The 20457-nt window shown below is 67.8% G+C and carries 19 protein-coding genes; 1 reads left to right on the top strand and 18 read right to left on the bottom strand.

Features of this window, described 5'->3' with window-relative positions; all coding sequences use genetic code 11:
* Positions 1–35 precede the first annotated feature (35 nt).
* The 15 genes from DEA8626_RS03530 to DEA8626_RS03465 form a co-directional block, all read right to left on the bottom strand.
* On the bottom strand, positions 36–803 hold the full coding sequence (locus tag DEA8626_RS03530) for a hydroxypyruvate isomerase family protein (RefSeq protein WP_108851673.1): 768 nt from the start codon (positions 801–803) through the stop codon (positions 36–38).
* Positions 800–1450 carry a 3-oxo-tetronate 4-phosphate decarboxylase gene (gene otnC / locus DEA8626_RS03525; RefSeq protein WP_108851672.1) on the bottom strand — a complete coding sequence of 217 codons (651 nt, stop codon included), beginning with the start codon at positions 1448–1450 and terminating at the stop codon, positions 800–802. Before otnC ends, DEA8626_RS03530 begins: the two co-directional genes overlap by 4 nt.
* Complete coding sequence (gene otnK / locus DEA8626_RS03520; protein WP_108851671.1) at positions 1447–2718, bottom strand: 3-oxo-tetronate kinase; 1272 nt, start codon at positions 2716–2718, stop codon at positions 1447–1449. Before otnK ends, otnC begins: the two co-directional genes overlap by 4 nt.
* A complete protein-coding gene (gene ltnD, locus DEA8626_RS03515; protein WP_108851670.1) occupies positions 2715–3620 on the bottom strand; it encodes an L-threonate dehydrogenase in 906 nt (301 codons plus the stop codon). The genes otnK and ltnD overlap by 4 nt, the downstream gene beginning before the upstream one ends.
* Before the next feature lie 118 nt (positions 3621–3738).
* Positions 3739–3936: a hypothetical protein gene (locus DEA8626_RS20795; RefSeq protein ID WP_146188828.1), complete on the bottom strand. Its 198-nt coding sequence runs from the start codon at positions 3934–3936 to the stop codon at positions 3739–3741.
* A gap of 85 nt (positions 3937–4021) precedes the next feature.
* Positions 4022–5044: a phosphotransferase family protein gene (locus DEA8626_RS03510; RefSeq protein ID WP_108851669.1), complete on the bottom strand. Its 1023-nt coding sequence runs from the start codon at positions 5042–5044 to the stop codon at positions 4022–4024.
* A gap of 1 nt (position 5045) precedes the next feature.
* The gene (locus tag DEA8626_RS03505; RefSeq protein WP_108851668.1) at positions 5046–6257 is read right to left on the bottom strand and encodes an acyl-CoA dehydrogenase family protein; all 1212 of its coding nucleotides are present in this window, start codon (positions 6255–6257) and stop codon (positions 5046–5048) included.
* A gap of 117 nt (positions 6258–6374) precedes the next feature.
* Entirely contained in the window at positions 6375–7388 is a 1014-nt protein-coding gene (locus DEA8626_RS03500) for a LacI family DNA-binding transcriptional regulator (protein WP_108851667.1), read from the bottom strand.
* Positions 7389–7391: 3 nt separating this feature from the next.
* Entirely contained in the window at positions 7392–8555 is a 1164-nt protein-coding gene (locus DEA8626_RS03495) for a dihydrodipicolinate synthase family protein (RefSeq protein ID WP_108851666.1), read from the bottom strand.
* Positions 8549–10147: a GMC family oxidoreductase gene (locus DEA8626_RS03490; RefSeq protein WP_108851665.1), complete on the bottom strand. Its 1599-nt coding sequence runs from the start codon at positions 10145–10147 to the stop codon at positions 8549–8551. The genes DEA8626_RS03495 and DEA8626_RS03490 overlap by 7 nt, the downstream gene beginning before the upstream one ends.
* A 13-nt stretch (positions 10148–10160) precedes the next feature.
* Positions 10161–10919: a 3-ketoacyl-ACP reductase gene (locus DEA8626_RS03485; RefSeq protein WP_108851664.1), complete on the bottom strand. Its 759-nt coding sequence runs from the start codon at positions 10917–10919 to the stop codon at positions 10161–10163.
* The gene (locus DEA8626_RS03480) at positions 10916–12415 is read right to left on the bottom strand and encodes an FAD-dependent oxidoreductase (protein ID WP_108851663.1); all 1500 of its coding nucleotides are present in this window, start codon (positions 12413–12415) and stop codon (positions 10916–10918) included. The genes DEA8626_RS03485 and DEA8626_RS03480 overlap by 4 nt, the downstream gene beginning before the upstream one ends.
* A 78-nt stretch (positions 12416–12493) precedes the next feature.
* Entirely contained in the window at positions 12494–13261 is a 768-nt protein-coding gene (locus DEA8626_RS03475) for an enoyl-CoA hydratase/isomerase family protein (RefSeq protein ID WP_108851662.1), read from the bottom strand.
* Positions 13258–14829, bottom strand: a complete 1572-nt coding sequence (locus DEA8626_RS03470) for an acyl CoA:acetate/3-ketoacid CoA transferase (protein WP_108851661.1) — start codon at positions 14827–14829, stop codon at positions 13258–13260. Before DEA8626_RS03470 ends, DEA8626_RS03475 begins: the two co-directional genes overlap by 4 nt.
* A complete protein-coding gene (locus tag DEA8626_RS03465) occupies positions 14826–15830 on the bottom strand; it encodes a Gfo/Idh/MocA family protein (protein ID WP_108851660.1) in 1005 nt (334 codons plus the stop codon). The genes DEA8626_RS03470 and DEA8626_RS03465 overlap by 4 nt, the downstream gene beginning before the upstream one ends.
* Positions 15831–16042: 212 nt before the next feature.
* Between DEA8626_RS03465 and DEA8626_RS03460 the strand changes: the two genes are divergently transcribed.
* Positions 16043–16912 (top strand): glycine reductase, encoded by an 870-nt coding sequence (locus tag DEA8626_RS03460; RefSeq protein WP_108851659.1) that lies wholly within the window; start codon positions 16043–16045, stop codon positions 16910–16912.
* 52 nt (positions 16913–16964) lie between these two features.
* Here DEA8626_RS03460 and DEA8626_RS03455 read toward each other — a convergent pair whose 3' ends face one another.
* The 3 genes from DEA8626_RS03455 to DEA8626_RS03445 form a co-directional block, all read right to left on the bottom strand.
* On the bottom strand, positions 16965–18023 hold the full coding sequence (locus tag DEA8626_RS03455; protein ID WP_108851658.1) for a GGDEF domain-containing protein: 1059 nt from the start codon (positions 18021–18023) through the stop codon (positions 16965–16967).
* Positions 18023–18604, bottom strand: coding sequence for a heme NO-binding domain-containing protein (locus tag DEA8626_RS03450; RefSeq protein ID WP_108851657.1), 582 nt, complete (start codon positions 18602–18604; stop codon positions 18023–18025). The genes DEA8626_RS03455 and DEA8626_RS03450 overlap by 1 nt, the downstream gene beginning before the upstream one ends.
* 206 nt (positions 18605–18810) lie before the next feature.
* Positions 18811–20364, bottom strand: coding sequence for a trimethylamine methyltransferase family protein (locus DEA8626_RS03445; RefSeq protein WP_108851656.1), 1554 nt, complete (start codon positions 20362–20364; stop codon positions 18811–18813).
* Between the last annotated feature and the right edge of the window lie 93 nt (positions 20365–20457).

Genomic DNA, 20457 nt, shown 5'->3' with positions numbered 1-20457 from the left:
GACGTGAGTTGCGCCGAGTGCGCGTGCCCCCGGTGCTACCCCTGCCGCATGGCCTTCAGCCAGCCGAGCGTCCCGTCAGTGTCGCCGCCGGGCCGATACTCCGCGCCAAGCGGCTCCGGCCAGCCGAGTGCGCGGACGAGCGCGAAGACATGGGCGAAGTTCACCTCGCCATGATCCGGCGCGCCTCGGTCGGGGACGGAGGCGAACTGGATATGGCCGATGCGCCGCAGAAGTGTTTCGAGCCTGTGGCTCAGATCGCCTTCCATGAGCTGAACGTGATAGCAGTCGAACATGAGCTTGAGATTCGGCGCCCCGACGGCATCCATGATCTGCAACGCCTGGTCGGTCGTGGTCAGGAAGTAGCCTGGCGCGTCGTAGCGGTTCAGTGGCTCGATCAAGATCGTGATGCCGTGCGATGCGGCATTGCGGCAGGCGTAGTCCAGGTTCGCGACGAAGCAGTCCCGCGATGCCTCGCCCGAAGCGAAACCGGCCATGACATGGATATTCCCGGCGCCCACCGCCTGCGCATAGGCGATCGCTTCGTCGATCGCGGCCCGGGCTTCGTCACTGCGACCGGGAAGCGCGGAAAGTCCGTTCTCTCCGGCCGCGACGTCGCCGCGCCGGGTGTTCAGCCCCAGCATCGGAAGCCCGGTCCCGGCGAGCGCGGCGGCGACCTCGGCCGCGGGCACCGCGTAGGGCCAGTGGCACTCCACCGCGTCGAACCCGGCGGCCTTCGCGGCGCGGATCGCGGCGGGAAGCGGCCGGTCCGCCCAGAGGAAGCCGAGGTTGGCGGAGAACTTCACGCCTCCCACTCCACGTCGAACATGGTGACGACGGCCCTGACCTGATCCTCGGTCAGACGGCGCGCGTCAGCGCCGCGCGTGAGCATCGCCAGCCGCGCGGTATCCTCAAGCTCCTCGATAGCGTTGCATGCGGCTTCAACATCCCTGCCCGCGACCACAGGACCGTGATTGGCCAGCATCACCGCCGCGCGCTTGCCTGCAAGCCCGCGTACAGCCTCGCCCATCGCAGGATCGCCGGGCAGAAAGAAGGGCAGGAGCTTCACGCGGCCGAGTTTCATGATGGCGTAGGGAGTGAGCGGCGGCAGGAAGTCGTCCGGGTCGACCTCGGGCATCATCGACCATGCGACCGCGTGGCAGGAATGCAGATGCACTACCGCGCCGGTCCCGGAGCGGGTGTCGTAGAACGCGCTGTGCAACGGCATTTCCTTCGTCGGCTGGTCGCCATCGACCAGCTTCCCGCCCGCATCGAAGCGCGATAGCCGCGCCGGATCGAGCCGCCCGAACGAGGTGCCGGTCGGTGAAACAAGAAGCCCGCCATCCGGGATTCGGGCTGATATGTTGCCCGTCGAGCCGCCGGTCAGTCCCCGGTCGAACATCGACTTTGCCAGAAGGCAGATCTGCTCGCGCAGGCGGGTTTCCTTATTCATGGCTGCTCCAGCTTCGCAAAGGCGTCTTCAAAAAACCGCTCGGCACCGAAATTGCCTGATTTCAGCGCCAGCGCGATCTCCTCGCCGCCGGATCGGCAGAAGCACCACGGCACCCCGGGCGCGATCTCTCTGCCGATATCGAGCCGGTCGACGCCGAGCGCCTTCGTGACGGCACCGGATGTCTCCCCCCCAGCGACGACGAACCTGCGCGCACCCCGATCCCGCGCGGCGACCGCGAGCGCTGCGAGCGTCGCCTCTATGACTTCGCCCGCGCGAGCGACGCCCAGTGCGGCCTGCGCTGCCTGAACGTCGTCCGGCTCGGCGGTCGCGTAGACGATGGGTGCGCGGTTTAAGTCCTGCGCCGCCAGCCAGCTCAGCGCGGCGCCGGGCCCCGCATCGGCCACTGTCACCGGGTCAAGCCGCAAGCCCGGCCGCCCCGACGAGAGGTGTGCCGCCACCTGCGCGCGTGTCATCGCCGAACAGCTTCCCGACAGAACCAGAGAGGCTTTCGGAAGAGCGGCGCGGGCGGGCTGCCCTGCCTCGCCCAAGAGAACCCCCTCCCGTGCGTAAAGCGCGGGAAGCGGCATCGCGACGGCGGATCCGCCAGTCAACAGCGGCATGTCGCGGCAGGCTTCGGCGATCACCGCGAGATCCGCGTCCGCCACCGCATCGACGATGACATGCGCGACACCCTCGGCCGCGAGGCGGCCGAGTGCCGCACGCACCGCCTCGACTCCGCGGGCGACGGTCAATCGGTCCACCAGCCCGACGCTGCCCGTCACCTGCGGCTGAAGAAGACGCATCAGGTTGCTGTCGCGCATCGGAGTGAGGGGATGGTCCTTCATCGGGGATTCCGCGAGCGGCTGGCGCCCGACGAAGAGGTTCCCCATGAAGATCGACCGGCCATTCTCCGGAAAAGCGGGGCAATAGATCGTCTGGGTGGCCCCGAGATCCGCCATCAATGTCTCGGCGACCGGGCCGATATTACCCTCCGGGGTCGAATCGAAGGTCGAACAGTACTTCCAGAAGAACCGCCGTGCGCCCGCTGCTTCGAGCCATGATCTCGCCGCGCGGGCTTCGGCTACCGCCCTGTCGGAGGGGGCGGTCCTGATCTTGAGCGCGATCACCTCGAACGCAGATGTATCGCCGGGCGGCTGCGGCGGCACGCCGATCCGGAGTGACACTCCGAACCCGCTGCGTGCAAGCAATCCCGCAAGGTCCGTCGCGCCGGTGAAGTCGTCGGCGATGCAGCCAAGTACCGTCGTCACGCCTTTTCTCCCGGCAGGGACAGCCCGGCGTTGCGGGCGTAAACCTTGGCCACGGCGGCGTCATCTTCGCCGCCGAGCCCCATCCCGGAGGCTGCGAGGAACTGCTGCAACGCCGCCGCGGTGATGGGCGCGCTGAAGCTTGATGCGCGCGCGATGTCGAGCACGATGCCAAGGTCCTTCGGCCAGATGTTCACCGTACTTTTCGGCGCATAGTCGCCAGCAATGATATGCGGAGTGCGGTTTTCGAGCATCCAACTCGTCCCCGCGCATTTCGGAATGACCTTCAAGAAGGTCTCCGGTGCGACGCCTTGGGTCATGCCGAAAGTCAGCGCCTCGGCCATCGCGGCGATATGGACACCGGCGAGAAGCTGGTTGACCGCCTTCATCGCGGAACCGGCGCCAGCCGCATCGCCCAGTTCGAACACCGTTGTGGCGAACCCCTCAAGAACCGGCCTCGCGGCCGCGAAGGCCGCAGCCGACCCCGACGCCATCACGGAAAGCTCGCCGCTCGCCGCTTTCAAGGCGCCGCCTGAGATCGGCGCGTCGAGATAAAGAACCTCGTACGCCGCGCAGCGCGCCTCCATCTCGCGGGCGAAGTCCGGCGCGACCGTCGCCGAAGACAGGACGACCGCACCCGGCGTCAGATTCCGGACGATACCTTCCTCACCGAAGAGGACGCTCTCGGTCTGAGCTGCGTTGAGGACGACGACCACCACCGCATCGAGCCCGGCCGCCGCATCCGCGAGCGTTCCCTCGGCCCCACCTTCGGCCCGGAAGGCGGTCATCCGTGCGGCGTCGATATCATGACCCCAGACGCGATGACCTGCCTTGAGGGCGGAGCAGGCGATCCCGTAACCCATCGACCCCAGACCGATGACGGCAATCTTCTTCTTGGAGCCCATCGCCGCTCACCCCCTTTGGCCATTCCTGTTTTGGTATACCAAGAAACGCGCGGGCTTGGGAACCGCGCATGAACCGCTCGATGTGATCAGGCCGGATCGCGGAGACGGCAGGACTGCATCAGAGGCCGAACACCGCGGCGGCATGGTCGATCGCCGCGTGGGTAGGCTGGTGGTCGCTCCGATCCACGATCATGCAGGCCCGCTCGGGATTTTGTTCCACCAAGAAGATGTTCACGCGGTCGATGCAATTTTGCGCGTTTCGCAAGCGCGCGCCCATTTCCTGTGCGCTCACTTCACGGCGATCACCTGCAACCATCCCGCGAGTTCCGCGGCTTCGGTCGAATGGAGTCACATCACGCTCTCGCATCTTCGAAGCGACTGAACCTCGCAAAAGCACGGCGTCATCGGCCCCCGCCGTCGATCACCTCGATCCCCCGCATCGCGCAACGCCGGGCGAGCGGCGCCACGTCCGCCGCATTCGCCGCCGCGGCAGTGCCCTGCCGGACGCGGTCGGCGATACCGACGAAGATGACGGCGAAGCGGAAGAGCGCGAAGGCCTTGTGAAACGGCAACAGGGGGCTCGCCCCCGGACAGCAGGTCATGTAGTGCCTGACGAATTCATCCTCGCTCGGCAGCCCCTCGGCCGCCAGATCAAGTCCGCGAATGCCGCCATATTCGTCCGGCGCGAGATGCCAGGCGAGCGCACAGAAGCCGAGGTCGGCGAGCGGATGGCCAAGCGTCGAAAGCTCCCAGTCGAGGATCGCCGCCACCTGCGGCTTCGTCCTGTCGAAGATCATGTTGCCCATGCGGAAATCGCCATGCGCGATGCTCACCGCCCCATCATCTTCGGGCAGGTTTGCCGGCAGCCATTCGGCCAGCCGGCCAATCTCCGGGATGGGCTCGCTTGCCGAGTCCCGCCATTGCCTCGTCCACCGGCCGATCTGGCGTTCGAAGTAGTTGCCGGGGCGACCGTAGTCGCCAAGGCCGACGTCGTCCGGCCGGACGACGTGAAGCCGCGCCATCGCCTCGGCAAGACCCATCCAGAGCGCGCGACGCTCCACGACCGGCACTTCGGGCAACGCGCAGTACCCGAATACGCGGCCCTCCACGCGCTCCATGAGATAGAAGGGGGTGCCAATGAGATCGGGATCGTCGTGAAACAGGATCGGTCGCGGAACGGGCACGTCCGTGGGCAGAAGCGCGCGAAGAACCCGGAATTCCCGGTCGATAGCATGGGCGCCGGGCAGGATCGGACCATCCGGCTGCTTGCGCAGAACCATGCGCCGGGTGCCGTGGGTCACGAAATAGGTCGGGTTCGACTGGCCGCCAGTAACGCGTTCGATCCCGCAACTGGCGACCTTGCCGAAACGGCCGTCGAGGTAGGATTTCAGCCGCGCCTGGTCGAACTCAACATGCGTTGCCATCTCAGGCACCTTCGGCGACGTCCCAGCGCCAGAAGTGGCGCCCGTGCTTGCCAAGGCTGCGTTCCAGCACCATGCGATGCACCTCGTCCGCGCCGTCGACAAGCCGCGCCTGCCGGGCATAGCGATAGATCCATTCCAGGACCGTGTCCTTGGAATATCCGCGCGCGCCGTTGATCTGGATCGCGGTGTCGACGGCCCTGTGCAGAAGGTTCGCGACATGGACCTTCGCCATCGACACCTCCTTGCGCGCGTAGCCGCCGCGGTCGAGCTCCCACGCCGCTTTCATTACCAGTAGCCGCCCGATCTCGATCTGCATCGCGAGATCGCCCAGCATCATGCGCACGCTTTCGCGCGCGGCCAGCCGCTCGCCGAAGGCGAAGCGCTCGTTCGCGTAGCCCTGTGCGATCTCGACGCAGCGCTTGGAGAGGCCCAACCACCGCATGCAATGCGTCAGCCGCGCGGGCCCGAGCCGCATCTGCGTCAGCCGCAGCCCGTCGCCCTCGTTCAGAAGCCGGTTCTCCTCGGGGATCTCGAGCCCGTCGAACACCAGTTCGCAGTGCCCGCCATGCTCCTCCGGCCCCATGATCGGGATGCGGCGCTCGATGCGCCACCCCGGCTGGTCCGCATCGAACAGGAAGGCGGTCAGCCCGTTTCTCGGATCGTCCGACGTACGGGCGAGCAGGATGAAATGCTGCGCCCCCTCGGCCCCCGTGATGAACCACTTGCGGCCCTCGATGACATATGTGCCGCCCCGCTTCGTCGCGGTGGTCTGCATCATCGACGGGTCCGACCCCGACCCCGGATGCGGCTCCGTCATCGCAAATGCGGACCGCACGCGGCCCTCGACGATCGGGCGCAGCCAGCGGTCCTGCCGCGGCTGATCCAGCACCTTCTCCAGCACCATCATGTTGCCGTCGTCGGGCGCGGCGGAGTTGAAGGCGACGGGACCGAAGATCGACCGGTTCATCTCCTCGTAGCAGACCGCCATGCCGACCTTGCCGAGACCCTGCCCGCCTGTCTCGGGCTTCAGCTGCAGGCACCAGAGCCCCTCGGTCCTGGCTTTCTCGCGCAAGGGCGCAATCGCCTCCAGCGTGATATTCTCATGCGCATCGTAGTTGCCGCGATCAGCCTCGAGCGGCAGGATCTCGTCCTCGACGAAACGGGCGATACGCGTGCGATAATCCTCGACGCGGGACGGCAGGGTGAACTCCATGGGGCCTCCTTTGCCGCGATGATAGGGCGGAGCCGCGCTCGGCGACAATCGAAGATCCGGGCGGGAGACCGACCGGAACCCGAAATCCGATCTCCCAGCGGGCGCATCTCGAGCCCGTCAGCCGCGATCCCGGCTCGAGTCGCGGACGATCAGCTCGACCGGCGTGCGCAGATCGGCAGGCGGCGCGGTCCCCTCCTCCAGCCAGTCGACGACGGTCGCTGCGATACGCGCGCCGAAGCCGGCGATGTCGCAGTGGACGGAGCTCAGGGACGGCCAGGTCTGGGCGCAATCCTCGATATCGTCGAAGCCGACGATCTTGAACTCGCGGCCGACATCGCGGTCGATCTCTGCGCAGCCTGAGAGCATGCCGAGGGCGACGAGATCGTTGAAACAAAGCGCGGCATCGACGCCGCGATGCTCATGTGCCAGCCGCCGGGCGGCTTCGCGCCCGAAGGCACGGCTCGCGCGGCCGGTCAGCACGAGCGGTTCCATACCTGCCTCTGACAGCACGGACCGGTAACCGGACATGCGCTCGCGCGTCACGTCACGGCCTTCAAGGCCGCCGACGAAGGCAACGCGCCTGGCCCCCGCCCGCACGAGGTGCTCCGTCGCCAGCCGGCTCCCCGCGACGTAGTCGGGCGCGGCGAACGGAAACAGCTCCCGACGCGGCTCGACCCCGCGCAGCACCTGCATCGCGGGAATGGCGGCCCTTTCGATGGCGCCGAAGGTCGCAGACTCCTCGCCGTAGGCGGGTGAGATGATAAAGGCCGAGACGCCGTGTTCGATCATCGCGCCGACGACTTGAGCCTGGAGGCGCGCATCTTCGTCCGTGTTGGCCATCACGGCGGCATATCCCCGCGCCGAAAGCGCCATCTGCAGCGAGGTCGCGAACTCCGTGAAGAACGGGTTGCGGAGGTCGTTGATCACGAGCCCGATCAGCCCGGCATTGGCCGAACGCAGGTTCGCCGCCGCCCGGTTGTAGACATAGCCGATCTCGGCCATCGCCGCGCGGACCTGCGCGCGCGTCTCGGACCGGACGAGCGGGCTGTTCCGCAAAACGAGGCTGACGGTGGATTTCGACACGCCCGCCTCGCGTGCAACATCGACGATTGTCGGCCGGCGCTCCGTCATCGCCTATTCGATCCCGTGGAGCGCGAGCAGAACGCGCATGCGCGCCTCGGCGAGGCCCGGCCGCGACAGAAGGCCCGCGGCATCGGCCAGCCGGAAAACCTCTGAATAATGGACGATGTCGCGGCTCGACTGGAGCCCCGCCGGCATGATGAAATGCGGCTGATCGCCGTTCAGCCAGGCGAGGAACACGATCCCCGCCTTGTAATAGCGGGTGGGCGCGCGGAAGATCTCGCGCGACAGCGGCACGGTCGGCGCGAATATCCGGTGATAGGCCGCCATGTCGCCCTCTGCCAGCGCCTCGAGCGCCTGACAGGCGGCGGGCGCGATGGCGGCGAAGATGCCGAGGAGCGCATGGGAGTAGCGCACGCCGTCCCCGGCGATCAGATCGGCATAGTTGAAGTCATCACCGGTATAGAGCCGCACGCCATCGGGCAGCCGCGCGCGGAACGCCTCCTCATGCGCCCGGTCGAGGAGCGAGATCTTGATGCCGTCCACCTTGGCCGGGTTCTCGGCGATGAGATCGAGCACGAAGTCGGAGGCGGCGGTGACGTCGTCAAACCCCCAGTAGCCCTTCAGCGCCGGATCGAACATCTCGCCCAGCCAGTGCAGGATCACCGGCTCCCGCGCGCCGTCGATGAGGTGGCGGTAGACCGCCCGGTACGCGTCCGGCCCCGCCCCCATTGCCGGCAGCGCCCGGGTCGCCATCACGATCACCTGCCCGCCGGCCGCCTCGATCGCCTCCATCTGCTCCTCATAGGCGGCACGGACGGAATCCGCGCTCGCGGTCTCGGCCAGCGTTTTGTGATCCGTGCCCGCGCCGCAGGCGACACGCGGCGCCATCGGATGCGCCCTCGCGGCCGCCATCGTGCGTTCGATCAGTTCGCGAGCGGTGGGCCAATCCACGCCCATGCCGCGCTGCGCGGTGTCCATCGCCTCGGCCAGCCCCAGCCCCTGATCCCAGAGCCGCTGCCGAAAGGCCAACGTGGCTTTCCAATCGATCGCGGGGCGGGTATCCCACGGGCTGCGCCCGCGGAGCGGGTCGGACACCACATGGGCGGCCGCGAAGGCCGTCCGCGTCAGCGGCACGCGGGGCGCGCGCCGGGTGAGCGGCGTTCCGACAAGGCGGTAGGCTTCCAGTCGGTTGTCTCGGGTCGGCAGGGTCAGCATGGATCGGCCTCGCAGGACGATGCGCGGATCATGTCGGCCGCCTTCTCTGCGATCATCATCGCCGTCGCGTTGGTGTTCGCCGAGACAAGCCTCGGCATGATCGAGTTGTCGACGACGCGAAGCCGGTCGATGCCCCGGAACCGCAGCTCCGGGTCGACGACGGCGCCCTCGTCCGCGCCCATCCGGCAGGTGCCGGCGGGATGGTGGTCCGTCTTGGCATGCGCACAGGCGTAGTCGAAATACTCCGCCTCCGTCCGGACCTCCGGCCCGGGCAGCCGCTCCGCCATGACGTAGGGCTTCAGCGGATCCTGGCGCATGATCTCCTGCGCGAGCTTCAGCCCCCGGATCGCCATGTCGCGGTCGTGCGGATCGGCCCAGTAGTTCGGATCGATGAGCGGCGCGGCGGCGGGATCGCCCGAGGCGAGCCGCACGGTCCCGCGCGAGCGCGGGCGAAGATAGGCGGAGTTCAACGTGACCCCGCCGTCCTTCAGCGCCGCGACCCCCGCCTCGATCCCCGAGCCGAGCCCGAGATGAAGCTGGATGTCGGGCGACCGCGCATCGGGGTCCGCGTACCAGAACCCGCCGGTCTCGAAGAGCGACGAGGCCACTGGCCCTGACCGCGTGAGCAGGTACCGGAGCCCGGCGAGGACGGACCAAAGTGGCCGCGCGTAGCGGTCATAGGTGTGTGGCCCCGTGCACTCCGCGACGACGAAAAGGTCGAGATGGTCCTGAAGGTCGGAGCCTACCCCCGGCTGGTCGAACACGACCGGCACGCCGACCGCGCGCAGATGATCGGCCGGGCCGATGCCCGAGAGCTGAAGCAGCCGCGGCGTCCCGATCGCGCCCGAGGACAGGATCAGCTCGGCCTCCGCCCGGACGACGCCCTCTCCCGCAAGTTCGACGCCGGTGGCGCGGCCATGCTCGACGACGACGCGAAGCACCTCCGCCCCGGTGCGGATCGTCAGGTTCGGCCGCTTCCGAGCCGGATCGAGAAACGCGATCGAAGCAGACGAGCGGCGGACATTGCGTTGCGTCAGCTGGTAATAGCCCACGCCGTCCTGCCTCGCCCCCGCCATGTCGTCATTGCGCGGGATGCCGAGCTTCGCGGCGGCCTCGAAATAGGCCTCGCAGATCGGCAAGGGCGCGGCGGGCCGGCTCACGCCAAGCGGACCGCCCCTACCGTGGTAGCGGTCGTCGAAGCTGTCGTTGTCCTCCGACTTGCGGAAGTAGGGCAGGACGTCGTCATAGCCCCAGCCGGTGCAGCCCATCTGCCGCCACTCGTGGTAGTCGAGCGCGTTGCCCCGGGTGTAGATCTGCGCATTCACCGTCGAGCCGCCCCCAAGCACGCGCGCCTGCGTGAAGCGGAACACGCGGTCCTTCATGTGCCGCTGCGGAACCGTGGACCAGCCCCAGCTTCCGATGCCCTTGGTCATCTTCGCGAAGCCCGCCGGAACCTTGTAGAGCGGATGCCAGTCGCGCGGCCCGGCCTCGATCAGCAAGACGCGCGCGTCGGGGTCTTCCGAGAGACGAGAGGCCAGCACGGAGCCCGCCGAGCCCCCTCCGACGATGACGAAATCGTATCCGTGCGCCATTGCCGTCCTTCTCCTACAGCCGAGGAATCGAAAGCCCGCCATCGACCGGAATCACCGCGCCAGTCGCGAACGCCATCTTCCCCGTCGCCAGCGGCACCACGACCGACCCGATATCGGCGGGCTGTCCCCAGCGCCCGGCAGGCACCAGCCCGTCCTCGATCCGCGCTGTGTATCTGTCCCGCGCGCCGGCGGTCATCCCGGTCTCGATGATGCCGGGCCTAAGCTCGAAGACGCCGATCCCGTCCGCTGCGAGGCGAGCGGCGAAGAGCCCAGCCATCATCGCCGCGCCCGCTTTCGAGATGCAGTATTCCGCTCGCTCGACTGAGACCATCGCCGCGCTGACCGAGGTCACGAACGTGATCGAACGGTAATGGGGCGACGGCTCTGCTGCCATTCGCCGGGCCACCTCCTGCGCGAGGAAGAACGCACCCCGCAGGTTCACCCCGAGGACGAAATCGAAGCTGTCCGGCGTAAGGTTGAGCATGTCGCCACGCACACTGGCCGGAACGCCCGCATTCGAAGCGAGTGTCGTCACCGGCCCCAGCTCGGCCCGAACGGAATCGAGCAACTTCGGCACATGATCAATGTCTTGCAGATCGTGCTGAAAGTAACGCGCGAAGGGCTCTAGTCGTTCGAGCGCGCCCTTGACCGGTGCGGAGTCGGGCGGCATTTCCGCGGTCAGCGCAACCGAGAAACCCGCGCCCGCCAACGCTTCGGCAATGCCGAGCCCGATCCCTTGCTGGCCACCCGTGATGAGAGCAACAGGAGTCAAGATGCGAACTCCCTTTCCATGATGTGCCGCGCCGTGCGCAGCGACAGGGCCGCGACCGTCAGAGCGGGGTTGACTGCCGCCGAGGTCGGCAGGACCGAGGCGTCGGTAAGGAAGAGATTGCGGTGGTCATGGCTGCGGCAATATGGGTCCACGACGCTCGTGCGCGGGTCCCTCCCCATCCGCGCGGTGCCGCATTGGTGCGACGGCGTCCGGCGATCGAAGGGACGGGACAGCACGATCGGATAGCCCGCTTTGCGGAGCAACCGCTTGAGTCGGGCGACGAGAGCGAGATGCGCCTCCCAGTTCGAGCGCTTCCAGTCGAGCCGGATCTTTCCATCGCTCAGCGTCACCCGGCTTTCGGGGTTCGGCAGGTCCTCGGACATGGCGTAAAGGTCGACCGAACGGTTCGCGACCCAGTGCGCCAGCGGCGCGGGAAGCGACGAATTCGCAGCCAGGATCGGGCCGGAAATCTTGCCGAGAAGCTGGATGTTGCCAAGCGGCGCGCCGCCCGGCCCGCCGGTCATGTAGAAATCGTTCACCATCAGCGTCTTCTGATAGACCGCGCCGTTGCGGCGGAACGGGTGCAGCGCGAGAACCGCCGAGCAATTGTGGTTCATGAAGTTGCGCCCGACTTGGTCGGACGAGTTGGCCAGACCGTTTGGCCGCTCCGCATCGGCCGAGCCGAGCAACAGCGCAGCACTCTGCACCGCGCCCGCCGCCAGCGCCACCACAGGCGCCGTCAGCACCTCGGTCCGCCCGTCCGCCTCGATCTCGACGCCCGTGATCCGGCCTTCCCCGTCTGCGATCAGACGCCGCGCGGCGCAACGCGTCCGCAATGCGACGTTATCGTGCGCCAGCGCCGTCGCCAGCCCCACCGTTTCGGCGTCCATCTTGCCGCCGCAGGTATCGGGAAACGCGTCCCACGGCGTCTGCCCGTGCGCGAGCCAGCGCTCGATATCCACGCCGAGCGGCAGCGAGGCCGGATTCAGTCCGACCGAGCGAAGCCGCCACCGCAGATCGGCGATCGGCGGCTCGTCAGGCACCGGCGCGAACGCATAGCCACCCGAATGCGGCGGTTCGCTCGGGTCCTCGCCAATCTCTCCCCGGACGCGGTAGAGCTCCTCGGCGTTCTGGTAGAAAGCTTCGATCTCGTCGTAGCCGATCGGCCATCCCGGCGTCATGCCGCCAAGATGGCGGATGGGCGCGAAGTCTTCCGCCCGGAAGCGGATCAGCGCCGCGCCGTAGAGTTTCGTGTTGCCGCCCACGCAATAGTAGTTGCCGGGGTTGAATAGCCGCCCATCGCCGTCGAGCCACTCCTCGGACGGCCGATAATGGCCGTGCGCGAAGATGGCCTCCGGATCGCGGTCCTTCGACGACGGGCGCAGCCGTTCGCCGCGCTCGAGTATCAGGATGCGCCGCCCCGACGAGGCGAGCGCGGCCGCGAGCGTGGCGCCGCCCATCCCGGATCCGATGATGATGAGGTCGGGGTCCGTCATGGTGCGAGTCCGATTTCGCCTGGCGGTGCTGGCACGGTCAAGTTGTCCACGTTGATAGGCCCGTGCTCCGTCATCGCCTCACGTCCCTGGGAACTGGGCCTTCCGCTTTTCGCGGAACGCGGCCACGCCCTCGTCCCGGTCGGCACTCGCCGCGATGGCGGCGCTGCCGAGCGCCTCGACCATGGCGCCCCGGTCCTCTCCCCGGCCCGCATGGATCATCGACTTGGCAACCTCGACGGCGCGCGGCGAGAGGCCCGCGGCGTGCTCGAGAATGCTGTCTGCCGCCCCGCGCGGGTCCTCGGAAATCTCGGCCACGAAGCCCACCGCCAAGGCGCGTTCCGCGCCGATGCGCTGTCCGAACAGCGCCATTTCCTTGACGACCGGTTCGGGCAAGAGCCGCGCGAGCCGCTGAGTGCCCGACCAGCCCGGCACGATCCCCACACCGGCTTCGGGCAGCGCGAGCGTCGCCTTCGGCGCCATCACCCGGATGTCGCAGGCGGCCGCGAGCTCCAACCCGCCGCCGAAGGCGTGGCCGTTCAGAACCGCAAGCGTCGGCTTCGGCAGGCGCGCGAGGCGGTCGAAGATGCGGTGGCCGTCCCTGACCCAGTGGCGCGCGAATTCCGCGGGCGTGAGGTCGCCCCAGCCGTTGATATCCGCCCCTGTGCAGAACGCGCGATCGCCTTCCGCCGTCAGCAGCACGCAGGCGACGGACCCGTCCCGCTCGATCGTCTCGAGATGTCGCTCGAGCTGGCGCAGCATCTCGACGGTGAAAGCGTTCATCTTCGCCGGGTTGTCGAGCCTGACCTCGGCCACCCGGCCGTGCAGATCGAGATGGACCCGGCTCATGGCGTCCACCCCATCGGTTCGCTGGCCAACAGGCTCAAGGGCATCCGAACGGCCTCGGGCGCGACCATCACCCGGCCCTCGGAGGCCGCGACGATGTCGACCTCCGGCTCGATCCCCGGCATGATCTCGGTGGCGACAAGCCCGCCGTCGCCCAGCTGCATCACGCAGCGCTCGGTGACGTAGAGAACCTCTTGCCCCTGCGCCCGCGCCCGCGCGCCCGAGAAGGTCACATGCTCGACCGTCTCCACCATCTTGGTGAACCTGCCCTTGCGCGCGACTTTGAGGCCGGTCTCGGACAGCTCGATCTCCGCGCCGGCCTCGAACCAGCCCGAGAAGACGATCTTTGGGGCATGCGCGGTGATGTCGACGAAGCCGCCGCAACCGGCGGTGAGGTAAGGCTTCTTGCCGAGCTTCGAGACGTTGACGTTGCCCTCCCGGTCGACCTCGAGGAAGGACAGGAACGACATGTCGAAGCCCGCGCCCTGGAAGTAGATGAACTGCTGCGGTGAGGGCACGAACGCGTCCGCGTTCGAGGCGCAGCCGAAGGCGAAATCGGTCAGCGGCATGCCGCCCACCGCGCCCTGCTCGATCGCCCAGGTGACGGCTTCGGGGTAGCCCTCCTCAAGTAGGATGCGCGGCACCATCGCGCTGATGCCGAAGCCGAGATTGGCGGTCATCCCGGCCCTCAGCTCCATCGCCGCACGGCGCGCGATCACCTTCTCCACCCCGTGCTCGGGCAGGTGGAAGCTCGACCAGGGCCGCATGATCTGGCCGGAAATCGCCGGGTCGTAGGGCGTCTCGCAGGTCTGCTTCTGGTCGGGATCGACCACGACAAGATCCACGAGATGCCCCGGAACCCGCACGTCATGCGGACGCAAGCTCCCCCGCGCGGTCACGCGCTCGACCTGCGCGATGACGAGGCCGCCGTGGTTCTTCACGCAGATCGCCTGTTCGAGCCCGCCGAGATACGCGCCCTCGTGCTCGTAGGTCAGGTTGCCGTTCTCGTCCGCCGTGGTCGCCCGGAGGATGCAGACATTGGGCGCGATGTTCGGGAAGTGCAGCCAGGTGTCGCCCGCGAACTCGACCCGGGCGACGATCGGCTCGGCCGCACCCTTCGCGTTCATCGCGCAGCCTTCGCGCACCGGGTCGACGAAGGTCTCGAGCCCGACCTTGGTCAACACGCCGGGACGGCGCGCGGCCGCCTCGCGGTGCATGTCGAACATGATGCCCGAGGGCACGTTGTAGGCCGCCACCCGGTCCTCGACGATCATCTTCCAGATCTCGGGCATCGGCAGGTTCGACGGCCCCGACGGGTAAGACCCGGCAAGCACCTTCTTCAGAAGCCCGTCCTGCGCGAGGTAGTCCATCCCCCGGACGCCATACATGTCGCCCGCCGCGATCGGGTGAAGCGTCGTCAGGCCGCGGGGATGGCCCTCCGCCGCGAAGCGCTCCCCCAGCGCCTTCAGCGCGAGGTCCGGGCAGCCGAGCGCCGACGAAGACGACACCGTGACGATGGCCCCGTCCTCGATGCGTGCCACTGCTGCGGCGGCGCTGACCACCTTGCTCATGCCGCGCCCCCGTAGTCCACCGTCACGCGGGCGCCCGTCCGGGCGGAGTCGCGAACCGCGAGCGCGACGGCAAGCGACTTGACGCCGTCCCAGCCGGTCGCGGCGGGGGTGCCCTTCCCGGCGACCGCATCGACGAATTGCCGGACACCCTGACCGTAAAGCCCATGGTCCGGGAACGGCACCGGCTCGCGTCCTGCCTTGGTCACCAACTCGATCTCGCCTACCGGCCGCTGGGTCATCACGCCACGGGCGAAAACCGACCCCTCGGTCCCGTGCACCTCCAGCCCCGATCCGGCGAAGGGATGCGTGAAGCTCTCATGCGCCATCACCATCGCGCCAGATGGCATGGTCCAGACCGACATGGCCGAATCCTCGACCCCCTGCCCCATCCCCGACGCCCCCATTTGGGCAGCGACCGTTTCGGGGTCCTCACCCAGAAGGAAGCGCGCGACATCGGCGTCATGCACCGTGATGTCGGGGATCACGCCCCCGCCCGCCTCGGCGGCGTTGATCCGCCAGCCCTGAAGATTGGCCGGCAGGTGCACCGCATGATGGATCCGCGCCGACAGCACCCGCCCGATCCGCCCGTCCTCGATCAGCGTGCGGACGGCGCGGTGGCTGCCCGAGCAGCGCAGGTGGTGGTTCGTGGCGAAGACGAGGCCCGCGTCTTCGGCGGCGCGCACCATCTCGACCGCGTCCCCGACGCTCATCGCGAGCGGCTTTTCGCACAGGACGTGCTTGCCCGCCCCAATTGCGGCCAGCGCCTGCGCGTGGTGCTTTTCATTTGTCGAGGAGATGTAGACCGCATCGACCTCCGGATCGGCGAGCGCCTCGGCCAAATCGCTGCCCGACCCGGGAATGCCATGTTCACCCGCATAAGCCGCCGCGCGATCGGCCGAACCGCTGACGACCCTCACGACCTCGCCTCCGTCCTGTGCACGGAAGGCGCCGATCATGTGCTGCGCTGCAATCGTACTCGCGCCGATCAGTGCCCATTTCATTGCTGGCCCCTCTTTTGGATCGTTCCAATATTGTCTGGAACGTTCCAATTCCTGTCAAGACGTTTCTCTCGAACGCTCCTGCTCCGCGACGCCCCCACCATTGGCATTTGCTCATGGCGACACCGCAGGGCACAATACGAGGCTGCTGCGCGGAACCTGGCGACGATGCTCACGCCGAGAAACCGATCGCAGCAGGCGATACGGAGGAACCGATGGCGCGCGCATCCGACGACCCGATCCGCTACATCGACCGGACCCGCGACTACTACCTCGCGCTCGGCTACGGCGCTCCCTATCGCTGGGCGCGCTTAGAAGAAGTTCCCTTTGCGCCGCTGCCACGGCCCCTGTTTGACGCGACCGTCGCCATCATCACCACTGCCGCGGCCTATAACGCGGCAGCGAAATTCTACGAAGCCTATGCGGGCCCTACCGCGTCCATGCCCGATCTGCACATCTCCCATGTCGCGATCGACCGCGATCACACGACGGCGGAGGACATCGGGACCTACTTTCCGCTCGCGGCCCTCGCGCGCGCCGCCGCGGCTGGCCGGATCGGTCGCGTCGGGCCGCGATTCTACGGCCTGCCCACGAACCGGTCGCAGTCCACCACCATGGATGTCGATTGCCCCGCGCTCGTTGCGATGTGCCGCGCGGACGGCGTCGACGCAACACTTCTCGTCCCGAATTGCCCCGTTTGCCACCAATCCGTGGCGCTCGCGGCGCGGGCGCTCGAAGAGGCGGGGATCGCGGCTGTGGTGATGGGATGCGCGCTCGACATCGTCGAGCGGGTGGGCGTGGCCAGATTTCTGTTCAGCGACTTCCCGCTTGGCAATTCCGCCGGCCGGCCGCACGATGTCGCTTCTCAGGACGAAACGCTCGGCCTCGCGCTCGACCTGCTCGACGGCGCGCGCGGCCCGTGCACGACCGTCCGATCGCCTCTGCGATGGACGGGCGATCCCGCCTGGAAGGCCAGCTACTGCAACGCGGCCCGGTTGACGCCCGAGGACATCATCGCGCGCCGCGCGGCCTTCGACGCCGGCAAGGCCGTCGCGGCGGCCAAACGTGCCGCGCGCACCGACTAGTTCGTCCTCGTCCCGAAGGTTCGGGCCCCGACCACTTCGCCGCGCCGGGCGTTCAGCGCCGCACGCTGTCGGTTGCTGGCGCGCCGTCCTCCGGCACCGAGAGTCCCGGCGCGTAGATCGTTGACCGTGCACGCCCCTGCCGCTTGGAGACGTAAAGCGCGGTGTCCGCGTCGCTCAGCATACGGTCGGCGTCGGGGACATCGTAAAGGTCGGAAATCGTGCCGCCGACGCTGCACGAGATCCGGCACGGCTTGCCCTCGAATTCGACCGGCTCCTCGATCCCGGCGATCATCCGGGCCGCGATCCGCTCGAGCAGCATGGATTCGACCGGCGCGGCGAGAATAAGCACGAACTCGTCCCCGCCGGCGCGCGCCACGAAATCGTGCTTGCGCACCACGCCGCGCAGGACCCGCGCGACATGGCCGAGCACGAGGTCGCCCGCCGCGTGACCGAGCGTGTCGTTCACGGCCTTGAAGTGATCGAGGTCGAGATGCACCAGCGCGAAGGGTGCCCCGCCTCGCCCTGCCCGGTCGATCGCGGCGGCAAGCGAGAGGTCCAGCGCACGGCGGTTGGCGAGCCCGGTCAGCGCGTCGGTCAGCGCCTGCTCCTCGGCCGCGCGCTGCGCCGCCTGAAGCCGCCGGTTCAGCGCGGCGAGCTCCTCCATCACGGCGGCCTTGACCTCGGTCAGATAGAGCAGCTCTACCGTCAGGTCGGTCGGCGCGAAATCGGCGTTCGTGAGCCCGTGCTTGCTGACCGCCTCGGCGGCGGAAATCCCGAACGAGAGATTTACGACAAAGCCCTGTCCGTCCGCCAGCGCCACGCAAAGCCCACGCAGCCCCGTGCGGGGTGCCTCGCGCAGCTTCAGGTCGAGACGCCGACCGACCAGCCGCCGGACATCCTCCATCGACTGGGCGGTCTGCGGCTTGCGAATCTCGAACACTTCGAGAAAGCGCCGCTCCTCGAGCCGCTGCCCCGTACAAAGTTTTGCAAGTGTCGGCCCGACCGCGCGAATATGCCCGGTCGGCGCCACCCAGACACTCAACGGCATCAGCCGCCCGAGCGCCGCCGCGTTCAAGAGCGCGGGATCGGAGCAAGCGGCGCCGCCATCCATCACGGCAGCTCCGGCCGGGCGAGGTCGAAGCGGCGGCCCGAGGCGAACTGCGCCTCCAGAAGCTCGACATACACCGTATCCGGATCGATGTCCGGCCCGCCCGCCTCGATCAGAACGAGCGCCCCGTAGTCATCCGCCATCGCCCCGAGGATGCCGGCAAATACCGGGCCGAAGCCGGGATGCGCGCCGCGGCAGAGAAGCACGTAGCGCCCCGGGCCGGAGGCGATGAGCGCAAGATCGGGCATCTCCAGATCGGGCACGGCAAGATGAACGCGCTCGGGCAACTCATCGAGCGAATGCAGGAATTCGACATAGTCCACACCGCCGAAGCGCAGCAGACGGCGCAGCGGCTCGAGCCCGACGAGGTAGATCCCGACATCCTCCAGAAGCGCCTCCCGCGGCTTGTCGAGCACTGCGGAGGCAGCGTCGATCACCGCATCGGTCAGCGCGTCGTCATAGCTTAGAAGCGCTTCGAATCCTTCCGCCCCGACTCCGACCTGCGCCGCGACTGCGGCCCAGGTCTCCGCCCCATAGGTTTCGCGCAGGAAACTCTGGATCGACCGGTTGACGAGACCGTGCATGCTCCGCCCCTCTTCTGTCCGGGAGAGGCTATGCCCGCGCCGGTTAAGAAACGGCAAAGCCACGCGGGCTGCGCGTCACCGATCCGGTTCGGAGTGACGAAGGTTTCGCTGTCACGACGCAAGACCCGAGCGGGCTTCGCGTCCCGCGAAGGCCGCGAGAGGAAAGCCGCGTGCGCGGGCCCGCCCGCGCATGCCGCTGAACGGGATCAGAAATCGGTGGGCGCGCCGCCCTCGGCCTTGCGCCGCTCGACGAAGGATTTCAATTCCTCGCGGATAGCCTCATCCATTGGCGGCGCCTCGAATTCGGCGATGATTGCCTTGAAGATCCGGTGCGCCCGCTCCGCCGTCCAGACCGATCCGTCGATTTGCCAGGCCTCGAAGTTGCGCCAATCAGAGGCAATGGGCTGGTAGAAGGCGGTCGTGTAGCGGTCCTGCGTGTGCTGGCAGCCGAAATAGTGGCCCTCGGCCCCCACTTCGGCGATCGTGTCGATCGCGATCTCGTCTGGACCCGTCTCCCAGATCACAGGCTCCATGTAGCGCTGCAACATCTGCAGGACCTCGCAGTCCATGACGAACTTCTCCGGGCTCGCGATCAGCCCGCCCTCGAGCCAACCGGCCGCGTGATAGACCATGTTCGTGCCCGACTGCATCGCCGCCCAGAGCGAGTTGCATGTCTCCCACATCGCCTGCCCGTCCGGCACGTTGGCCGCGCAGACGCCCGAGGAGCGCAAGGGCAGCTTGTAGAACCGCGCCATCTGGCCGGTCATCTGCGTCGCGCGCATGTATTCCGGCGTCCCGAAGGCAGGCGCGCCCGACTTCATGTCGACATTCGAGGTGAAGGTGCCGATTCCCACCGGCGCGCCGGGTGCGGCATGTTGCAGAAGCACGATCGCGGCCAGCGCCTCGGCGATCGACAGCGTCACGGCACCTGACATCGTTACCGGCGCCATCGCACCGGCCAGCGTGAAGGGTGTGACGATCACCGCCTGCCCGTTCCGGACAAGCCGCAAGGCCCCGTCGATCATCGGAAAGTCGTGCTTCAGGGGCGAGACCGAGTTGATGTTGGTGTACATGTGCGGGGCGGCGCGGAACGCCTCGGGCGTGAGCCCGCCCGCGATGCGCACCATCTCCATCCCGTCCTCGACCCGCTCGCGGCCCAAGGCATAGGCATGGCAGACCTTGTCGGTCAGCGTCAGCTTCTCGAATAGGCAGTCGAGGTGGCGGATCGAGGCGTGGATATCCACCGGCTCGACCGGATAGCCGCCCGCGAAATGGATGCAGTTGAAGTATTGCGTGAGCTTGATGAAGTCGCGGAACCCGTCCATGAAGCCGGACACCTTGCCCCGCTCCAGATCCCAGTAGTTTGGCGGCGACGAGACGTTGCCGAACAAGATGTGCTTGCCGCCGAAAGGCAGCGCGCGGTCGGCGTTGCGCGGCGTGACAGTGAACTCGGACGGCGCGCGCGCGACCATCTCCATCACGAAATCCTCGTCCATTCGGACGGTGTCGCCCTCGACCTTGCAGCCGGCTTTCCTGAAGATCTCCAGCGCCTCGTCGTTCAGAAACCGGATGCCGATATCCTTCAGGATGCGCATCGCGCCCTTGTGGATCGCCTCCACGCCGTCCGGGCCCAGGGGCTCGACCGGCCGGTCGGGATTGACCGGAATGCGCCACGACATCTGGTCGATGGCCCTGACGCCCGCGCGTTCCGCATGGCCCGCCCGTCCGCCAGCGCGCTTGCGTCTCATTTCGCTCGACATGCCCGTCCTCCGTTGCCGGTCGGTGTCAGCATCGGGGCCAAGGGGCTTCGAATCCCCGCCTTCCGCGACGTGATAGCGTCGTTTTTCGGCAGT

It is taken from the genome of Defluviimonas aquaemixtae (genome assembly GCF_900302475.1).
Lineage (GTDB): Bacteria > Pseudomonadota > Alphaproteobacteria > Rhodobacterales > Rhodobacteraceae > Albidovulum > Albidovulum aquaemixtae.
This window is presented reverse-complemented; position numbering and strand designations above follow the sequence as displayed.

Excerpts from the sequence above, each read along its gene's own strand:
- otnC (WP_108851672.1), bottom strand. The coding sequence starts at position 1,450 with ATGAATAAGGAAACCCGCCTGCGCGAGCAGATCTGCCTTCTGGCAAAG.
- ltnD (WP_108851670.1), bottom strand. The coding sequence starts at position 3,620 with ATGGGCTCCAAGAAGAAGATTGCCGTCATCGGTCTGGGGTCGATGGGT.
- DEA8626_RS03505 (WP_108851668.1), bottom strand. The coding sequence starts at position 6,257 with ATGGAGTTCACCCTGCCGTCCCGCGTCGAGGATTATCGCACGCGTATC.
- DEA8626_RS03510 (WP_108851669.1), bottom strand. The coding sequence starts at position 5,044 with ATGGCAACGCATGTTGAGTTCGACCAGGCGCGGCTGAAATCCTACCTC.
- DEA8626_RS03475 (WP_108851662.1), bottom strand. The coding sequence starts at position 13,261 with ATGAGCCGGGTCCATCTCGATCTGCACGGCCGGGTGGCCGAGGTCAGG.
- DEA8626_RS03495 (WP_108851666.1), bottom strand. The coding sequence starts at position 8,555 with ATGCTGACCCTGCCGACCCGAGACAACCGACTGGAAGCCTACCGCCTT.
- DEA8626_RS03450 (WP_108851657.1), bottom strand. The coding sequence starts at position 18,604 with ATGCACGGTCTCGTCAACCGGTCGATCCAGAGTTTCCTGCGCGAAACC.
- DEA8626_RS03500 (WP_108851667.1), bottom strand. The coding sequence starts at position 7,388 with ATGACGGAGCGCCGGCCGACAATCGTCGATGTTGCACGCGAGGCGGGC.
- DEA8626_RS03465 (WP_108851660.1), bottom strand. The coding sequence starts at position 15,830 with ATGAAATGGGCACTGATCGGCGCGAGTACGATTGCAGCGCAGCACATG.
- DEA8626_RS03460 (WP_108851659.1), top strand. The coding sequence starts at position 16,043 with ATGGCGCGCGCATCCGACGACCCGATCCGCTACATCGACCGGACCCGC.
- DEA8626_RS03490 (WP_108851665.1), bottom strand. The coding sequence starts at position 10,147 with ATGGCGCACGGATACGATTTCGTCATCGTCGGAGGGGGCTCGGCGGGC.
- DEA8626_RS03445 (WP_108851656.1), bottom strand. The coding sequence starts at position 20,364 with ATGTCGAGCGAAATGAGACGCAAGCGCGCTGGCGGACGGGCGGGCCAT.
- DEA8626_RS20795 (WP_146188828.1), bottom strand. The coding sequence starts at position 3,936 with ATGGTTGCAGGTGATCGCCGTGAAGTGAGCGCACAGGAAATGGGCGCG.
- DEA8626_RS03470 (WP_108851661.1), bottom strand. The coding sequence starts at position 14,829 with ATGAGCAAGGTGGTCAGCGCCGCCGCAGCAGTGGCACGCATCGAGGAC.
- DEA8626_RS03480 (WP_108851663.1), bottom strand. The coding sequence starts at position 12,415 with ATGACGGACCCCGACCTCATCATCATCGGATCCGGGATGGGCGGCGCC.
- DEA8626_RS03455 (WP_108851658.1), bottom strand. The coding sequence starts at position 18,023 with ATGGATGGCGGCGCCGCTTGCTCCGATCCCGCGCTCTTGAACGCGGCG.